Origin of the sequence: uncultured Nostoc sp. (assembly GCF_964245575.1) — a bacterium.
Classification (GTDB): domain Bacteria; phylum Cyanobacteriota; class Cyanobacteriia; order Cyanobacteriales; family Nostocaceae; genus Nostoc.
In genome coordinates this window covers 1-8,093 of sequence record NZ_CAXTNP010000313.1, presented here as the reverse complement: position 1 = coordinate 8,093, position 8,093 = coordinate 1, and the positions used below count along the sequence as shown (strand labels likewise).

The following is an 8,093-nucleotide window of genomic DNA, read 5'->3' as shown; positions in this document are numbered from 1 at the left end:
CATCAACAGATGATAAAACTTAGACACAAAAAGACTTTTCACCCAGTCCCCAGTCTCTTGCTATACTTCCTATTTTTTTTAGTTTAACACGACAAAAGTTAAGTATATAAAATTTAAAATAAACGTCAAATTAAAAAATATAAGTTCATTTACTGACTATAAAGCAGGTAATAAATAATTTATTGAGTGTATTATTTTTATCATTTGTTGGCTAAAATGTTATTTAAATAACCAATATAAATTTTTCAAAAAATAGGGCTAATTAGAGAAACTTGAGTTAATCTTGGAAACTAGCAATTGTTAATAACATACGTTGTTACTGGGTGACAACATTGGAGATTCGCTTTGGTCTCTATGTAATCAAACCAGCAAGTAAAATGATTAACATAGAATATGCAAGAAGGAAGCTTTATTTGGAGTCATCTAGAAAAACAGCATCGCACGGTTGGCAAATGGATTGATTGGGTATGGCTAATAGTATTGCTGTTGGCAGCAGTGTTACTATTTAGCATCAATCTGGGAGGATTGCCGTTGCGAGATTGGGATGAAGGGACTGTGGCACAGGTTGCTCGTGAAATTTGGCACGCTCCAGCAGGTTCAATGCGCTGGCTTTACCCAACGCTAGGAGGCGAACCATATCATAACAAGCCGCCTTTGATGCATTTGCTAATTGCTTGGGCTTATTCTTTAGGAGGCGAAAATGAGTTGACAACGCGCCTGCCTGGAGCAATTTTAACAGCGACATCTGTACCTTTACTGTATTGCATTGCTAGAGAGATATTTCGCCAACGTTGGGCTGCTATTTATAGCGCCTTGATTTATCTAACAATGCTACCTGTGGTGCGTCATGGGCGGTTGGCAATGTTGGACGGGGCGATGGTAAGTTTTTTGATGGTGATGATGTTGTGCGTGTTGCGATCGCGCCGGAATTTACGCTATTGCCTTGGTATTGGTATTAGTTTTGGGCTGATTTGCCTGACTCAAGGATTATTAGGCGTATTACTAGGTGCGATCGCGATCGTATTTCTGTTTTGGGATACGCCACGACTGCTCACTTGTTACTATCTGTGGATAGCAATCTTAATTGGCATTTTGCCTGTAGCTGCTTGGTATAGTGCCCAACTAATTCACTATGGTTACATTTTCGCCCAAGTTGGGCTTGTAAACCCATCACTAGGCCGAATTGGCTCATTTGTAGAGGGGAATCCTGAACCACCTTGGTACTATGTTATTGAACTTCTCAAGTACACATGGCCGTGGCTATTATTCTTACCGCAAACTGTCCGCTTAACCTGGGAAAATCGCAACCTTAGTTGGGCAAAATTAGTAATGGCGTGGAGTGGTGTTTATCTGCTGGTAATTTCTTTCATGATTACCAAAGTTCCCTGGTATTTATTCCCGATTTACCCTAGTTTAGCCTTAGCTTTTGGTATCCAGTTATCAGATACAGAAAATTCGCCTTTACTCTCATCCTATCCCCGTGCTTGGGTTGCTGGTTTGGCGATACTTGCTGTAGCCGCTTCTGCTGGTAGTATTTATTTTAGTTGGGGTACAACACCGAAAACAGACTTACAACTGATTTTTGCAGCAGTAGCTGTAACTATGACCTTAGCAGCTATTTTGGCAGAGCGAGGTGATGGACAATTTCTGAAGATTTTGTTTTGGGGAAGTTATATTTCGCTGCTACTGTTAATGAAATCTAACTACTGGGTTTGGGAATTATCTGAAGCTTATCCAGTTAAACCAGTCGCCGCGATGATCGTGCGGGCAAATCCAGCTACGAGAAAGATTTACACATCTTTTCCCTATCATCGTCCCTCGTTGGATTTTTATAGCGATCGCACCATCATACCCGCCTCTGTCGGCGAACTAGAATATTATTGGCACTACAACGGGCAACCCTATTTCCTGCTTCATGCATCTGCTTTCAACAATCTCGAATTAGAGTCGATGAAGCTAATTGACCAAGCTGAAGGCTGGAAGTTAGTTACAAAAGATACAAATCGATTGTAAATGTCGGGCATGGGGCAGAAGAGGCAGAGGAGAAAGACTTACTACAATTTCTCCCCCGCTCCTCATCTTCCTCATCTTTCTCATCTCCCCCTGCCTCACGGCAGTTGCTACAACGCGGGGAACCCGCGCAACGCACTGCCTCCCCTGCGTTTACGATTACCTACCCAAGCATGTATGGGGATATTAGTACAATTTCGCCATAATAGCTAGTACAATACGGTGTAAATAGAGCAACCATTTAAAAACCCTAAAGAGCTTATTCCGTAATACTTTTGACTTTTGACTTTTGACTTTTGACTTCCGCCCTGCGGTACTAGGTGCATTCTGTTGCTGATTGATTTCTGGCGTGAAATACTCCAAAAATCCCATAAAAGGCAATTTAATAGATTATTGAAGGCAGAAATACGCCTGCTGGCTCGTTGTACAGTCCCATACTCATCAATGTCATTGGTCGAACTACGTGGAATCCTTTCTCTAAGCACCAGCGCAATAACTCAGTATTGCGGGTTGGCAACAGAAATCCTGATTTGGAAATTGCTGTTGCGGCGCCGAGGAGGGCCTTGAGGTCTTGATTACTGTGTGCAACTGCGTGTCCATCAAAACCAAGTACAGTTGTGTATCCTGTAATGTTACCGTTATGTTCAACTACTGTAAGCGTTTGTTGCTCAATCGCATCAAGTAATTCCAGGTGACGAACATGACCATGAACTTGAAAACAGAGTTTGTTGCAGATATCAATATCTGCTAAGGTTGCTGTACGAACCACATACCCTAAAACTTCAAGTTGAAGCGTCGTACCTTTTAGGACTGCAAGCGGTTCTCGCACATGAAATCCGAGCTTGGTATATAAGGATAATGAACTACTATTATAGGCAGCTTGCACTAACCTCACACCTGCAAACTTCTGCTGCCATGCATAATCTAAAACGTATTGCATGAGATGTTTACCGATTGAACGTCCTTGTGTCATCGGGCTAACTGAGAGTGGCCCAATTCCCGCAATTGCTCCATTACTCCAGAGGAAATTGCTGCCTACAATATGTCCATCTAGTTCAGCTACAACCGAGTAAATATTTTGACGCTTAAGCAGAGAGGAAAACGACTCAATTGTAGCTTCGACTGAAGCCCAGTCTATGGTAAAATTATGTTGGTCATTGAGTATCTTAAAGGCTTGGTAACAGATTGAACCGCAGTCATGGGCGTCTTCAATTCTTCCCTCTCGTAAAATGAGGTTTGTGCTTTTCATAATTGGTAGACTAGCCGTTTCAATATAGTAAGTAGTAGTCTGTAAACCTTATGATCATAACTACACTATATCAACCGATCTGACACCACTTGGGGAACACCCAGACGTTCCCACTAGCATTAAGGAGCCACTGCCCCAGGTATACATTCTATTGAGCGATGGCACTCTTGCGCCCGCATGATTGTCAGTAAAGCTATCGGAGGCAGCCTCTATGTGTGGATGTATTTTGTATCTTCTGTGGAAAATTTTTGGCGTACATATCCTTGTTTTCTGAAGCTTTGTTTGTCAAAGTCGGGCTACACAGAGCTACCTGATGCCGAGCGGTTTGATGAAAATCAAGGAATATTTAACTACAGAACAAGAATTAGATTAAGCGATCGCAGAAGCCTTAGAAAGAGTTGCCAAAAAAGACATTGTTGGTTGGTTCACCCATTGCTACTATATTGCACTCAACTGAGAACCGCTATATTTACTTGAACATGGTCTTTTTTTTACCTTAAACAATGCCACTTTTAAAATTACAATAAAATAATTAATTTCTCAGGGATTTTATTTTTATCTTATAAAAGTTAATACTTGATATATTTAAGTACTAAAATTCCTCACTTATTTGTTGCTCACCAGATTTATTAAACTGCACTTTCAGCTTATTTTATCCCTTACTATGAATCGTTGTGGGCAATGTTTTCATCCCAAGTATTACCAGACAGGAAATTATAGATCCTCTGGTATCCAGATTTTCTACATTGTTTGGCTAGACTTATAGGATCAGCTGTACCCCGCAAAAAATTAAGGAATCATCGCTACCTTAATAACCTGACGCGCCTTCATCTGACAAAACACCTGTTCTAAATCTTTTAATGGCCGCTGTTCACTAATAAGTAACTCAAAGGGAATTTTGCGACTAGCGATCAGTGCAAGCGCCTCCCGCACATATTCCGGTGTATTATGAAACACGCCTTTGAGAGTAAGTTCGCTGTAGTGAAGCTGTTCTGTATTGACGGTAATGCTGGTATCTCGTGGACATCCACCGAATAAGTTGACTGTTGCACCAGGACGGGCGCAGGCGATCGCAGTTTCCCAAACACTCGGTACACCAGTTGCTTCAATTACTACATCTGCGCCCCATCCTTGGGTAAGTTCTTTCACCACACTGGGAATATCTGGGATTTGATGATAATTAAAAGTCTGGGTTGCACCCAATTTCTGACCAATTTCTAGCCTGAGGTTATTACCTCCCCACAGCAAAACTTCAGCTTTCTCACTCAACGCCGCCACAAACATCAGCCCGATCGCCCCATCTCCTAAGACGACTATTTTATCTTTGGCTTTGACGTTAGAACGGGCTATACCATGCAAGACACAAGCTAAGGGTTCCGTCATCGCTGCCAATTCCCACGGCAACTCATCGGGAATTTGTAACAAGTTATGCTCTACTATCGGTGCGGGAATTTTCAGGTATTCTGCAAAAGTTCCATTATTCCAGGTCAAATTTGGACATAATGAATATTCTTGGCGTTGACAAAAAAAGCACTTCATGCATGGAGCGGAATTATTAGCGACAATGCGATCGCCTACTTGCCAATTTGTAACCCCTGCACCCAAGGCAACAATTCGCCCGCCCCCTTCGTGACCAAACAGCGTTGGCGGTATTAGCATTTTGGCATGACCACCACGCCGCCAGACTTTCAAATCTGTACCACAAGTTGTTGCTGCCTCCACTTGGATCACAACTTCGCCAGCCGCCGGAGTGGGGTCAGGAACTTCCTCTAGGCGTAAATTTTCTTGCCCATAAAGTAACGCTGCTAACAAAGCTTTAAACCTATCAATTAGCTCCATCCGATTTTATCAGTTGAAGCTAATGGTCGTCTGATTAATTTTGATGAGTTCGTAGTAAGCACAAAGCGTGCTTAAAAATCCCGGAATAAAGTCCTTATTACGAACTTGTTTACTCCTCGTAACTAATGAGACAGACCACTAGTTGATAGGTTTAAAGTAAATTAGTCTTGATTTTTAGTAGGCTTTTATTAATCTAAAATACCGTCAAACTAGGAATTTACCGCAGGCTGTGGAACTACTCCGGTGTTCCGGGTTTCCACATTAGGCAAGCGAGTAGCAGTTAATAGCGGTACTTCTTGTCGGCACGACAGGCAAAACCAATATAGTTCACTATGTCGTACATGGCGCAGGAGGGAACCACCGCAGCATGGGCAGGTGTTGGCTCTCGTACTCATACCAATGTCCTCTTTAAAAAAGTTATTGTTTAAGTTGGATAAAAAAACAGTTGATTAAAACTGAATGTTAGCTGCATGAATGCGGCCATTCGATTCTATGCGGTCTTTAATAATTTGTCTGTAAACAGCTTCATATCCGTTAACCATTTGGCTAACACTAAAGTTGTTTTCTACATGTTTTCGACAGGTTTGACGATTGAGTTCCAAAGCTAGTGGAATCATTGCCGCCATTTCTGCATAGCTTTTGCAAATAAAACCTGTTTTACCGTGGGCAATAACTTCAGGTACAGAGCCGAAATTCATGGCAATGACTGGTGTACCAGTTGCCATTGATTCAGTCATTACTAACCCAAAAGGTTCTTGCCAGCTAATGGGGAAGAGAGTTATGGCAGCATTGCCTAGAAGTTCAGTTTTTTGGGCGTGGTTGATTTCGCCTAGATATTCAATTTGCTGATTATCTATGAGGGGGGCAATCTCTTGTTCAAAAAACTTAGAGTCTTGGACATCAACCTTTCCTGCCATCTTCAAGCGCCAACCACTCTGTTTAGCAATAGCGATCGCATGTTGTGGCCCTTTCTCTGGCGAAAAACGACCTAAAAATGCCAAATACGGAGGTTCTGACGGTTGGGCTACGAATGGATAATCTGCTAACTCAATTCCGTTATAAACCGTGTCAATATAATTGAGATCGATTTGACGCTGCGAGTTACTAAGGCTGACATAAGGTTGCTTTTTGTGGTAGTTAAATACGTGACGGTTATCCGTTGTAAAATCATTGTGCAGAGTATGGACTGTAGAAGTTGCTGTTATCAAACTCGCTAAAGGTAATGCCGAAATCCCTACATGGGAATGGATAATATCGAATTGGGCAGCACTCTGGTAAACTTGGCTTAGTTCTAGAATTTCGTACACTGCATACTCTTTGACATTTGGATCTAAGCGCAATGCCCGTGGATAAACTGCTTCTAAATAAGCCAAAGTGTGAGAGTCGCCAGAGGCAAATAAGGTTACCTGATGACCACGACGAACAAGTTCATCAGTCAAGTGACTCACTACCAGTTCTATACCTCCATAATTAGGAGGTGGAACCCTTTCCCATAAGGGGGCAACTTGAGCGATTTTCATAAGTTTTTTTGGTTCAGTCTATGAAATTGTCCTCAATATAATGAGTTGCATCATTATTGTATGAGTAAAGAGTATTTGTACTTACTCTTTTGACATTTAGATTAACCTAATAGGCTACGAAAAGCGCAATAATGGTTAACCGTGCTGTAAATTTTTTACCGACAAATCTAATGGACTATCGGCAAAACTCAACCCTGAGCTATATTTCTAATTTAAAGTAAATCAATTACTTGTTGCATCTGCCTTGGGGATCATAAGAAGGTAAAATATTTTGTAGCAGTAATTACAAAAAGGAATATTTTGTAGCTAAAACTACTAAAATATCCTATGGGATCAAGCCATTAAAGCTTGGTTTAAATGTAATTGGGAAATGGAACAGAAATTATAAATATTACGTAACTGTACAATAATTACATAATTTGTAATTATTAATTTACAAAAAATTCTGATAACTAATGAAAATCGCAACTTGGAATGTCAACTCAATTCGCACTCGTCTAGAACAAGTTATCGATTGGTTAACTACCAATCCTGTTGATGTTCTCTGCTTGCAAGAAACCAAAGTTGTGGATGCCGAGTTTCCGCGATCGCCTTTTGAGCAGTTAGGCTATAACCTTTATGTATCAGGACAAAAATCTTACAACGGCGTAGCCATAATTAGCCGCCAGCCACTTGGAGACGTAAGTAGCGGGTTTAGGGCGATTTTGCCAGATTTACACCACGAGTGGGATGAGCAAAAGCGGGTGATTACAGGTGTAATTGATGGTATTCGGATTGTCAACTTATATGTTCCCAATGGTGCAGCAGTCGGAACTGAAAAATATGAATACAAATTGCGTTGGTTGACAGCGCTACACGAGTATTTACGATTGTTGGTGTTGTCAGAACCTGCAATTTGTGTGTGCGGTGACTTCAACATCGCTCTAGAAAATAAGGATATTCACGAGCAAGTGAGTACAGAAAATCACATTATGGCAACAGAAGCAGAGCGCCAAGCCTTACGGGATATTCTGAAATTGGGATTTGCTGACGCTTTTCGCAAATTCACCACAGAAGGCGGAAATTATAGCTGGTGGGATTATCGCGCCGCCGCCTTCCGTCGCAACTTAGGTTGGCGGATTGACCATCACTATCTCACACCTATCCTGTATGAGCGTGCTACAAGTTGCATCATTGATGTCGCTCCCAGAAAATTAACTCAACCCAGCGACCATACGCCGGTAATTGTGGAATTTTGATTTGATGAATTGCAATCCGAATTATGGGACGCGTGGCTTATTTAGATACCGTTTCAATCCCTAATAGGGATTTTGATGAATTGCAATTTGCCCGGACTACAATCATGAGCTTTTAGGGCTTTGTAGTTTCAATCCCTAATAGGGATTTTGATGAATTGCAATCTTTCGCAATTCGTCAATAAAAGGATGAAAAAGCTAGAGTTTCAATCCCTAATAGGGATTTTGATGAATTGCAAT

6 protein-coding genes are annotated in these 8,093 nt (G+C 41.4%); 2 read left to right on the top strand and 4 right to left on the bottom strand.

Annotation, left to right across the window (positions count from 1 at the left end):
• Positions 1–393 precede the first annotated feature (393 nt).
• Positions 394–2,013, top strand: coding sequence for an ArnT family glycosyltransferase (locus ACFFAP_RS32600; protein WP_375515096.1), 1,620 nt, complete (start codon positions 394–396; stop codon positions 2,011–2,013).
• A gap of 379 nt (positions 2,014–2,392) precedes the next feature.
• Here ACFFAP_RS32600 and ACFFAP_RS32595 read toward each other — a convergent pair whose 3' ends face one another.
• The 4 genes from ACFFAP_RS32595 to ACFFAP_RS32580 form a co-directional block, all read right to left on the bottom strand.
• On the bottom strand, positions 2,393–3,259 hold the full coding sequence (locus ACFFAP_RS32595; RefSeq protein WP_375515095.1) for a GNAT family N-acetyltransferase: 867 nt from the start codon (positions 3,257–3,259) through the stop codon (positions 2,393–2,395).
• A 789-nt stretch (positions 3,260–4,048) separates the two neighbouring features.
• Positions 4,049–5,071 carry a zinc-binding dehydrogenase gene (locus tag ACFFAP_RS32590; protein ID WP_375515097.1) on the bottom strand — a complete coding sequence of 341 codons (1,023 nt, stop codon included), beginning with the start codon at positions 5,069–5,071 and terminating at the stop codon, positions 4,049–4,051.
• A gap of 236 nt (positions 5,072–5,307) precedes the next feature.
• Complete coding sequence (locus tag ACFFAP_RS32585; RefSeq protein ID WP_335163300.1) at positions 5,308–5,493, bottom strand: hypothetical protein; 186 nt, start codon at positions 5,491–5,493, stop codon at positions 5,308–5,310.
• A gap of 54 nt (positions 5,494–5,547) precedes the next feature.
• Entirely contained in the window at positions 5,548–6,618 is a 1,071-nt protein-coding gene (locus tag ACFFAP_RS32580) for a glycosyltransferase family 4 protein (RefSeq protein WP_375515094.1), read from the bottom strand.
• 455 nt (positions 6,619–7,073) lie between these two features.
• On the opposite strand from ACFFAP_RS32580, the gene xth reads away from it, so the two are divergent.
• Positions 7,074–7,856, top strand: a complete 783-nt coding sequence (gene xth, locus ACFFAP_RS32575) for an exodeoxyribonuclease III (protein WP_375515093.1) — start codon at positions 7,074–7,076, stop codon at positions 7,854–7,856.
• The last annotated feature ends 237 nt before the right edge of the window (positions 7,857–8,093 follow it).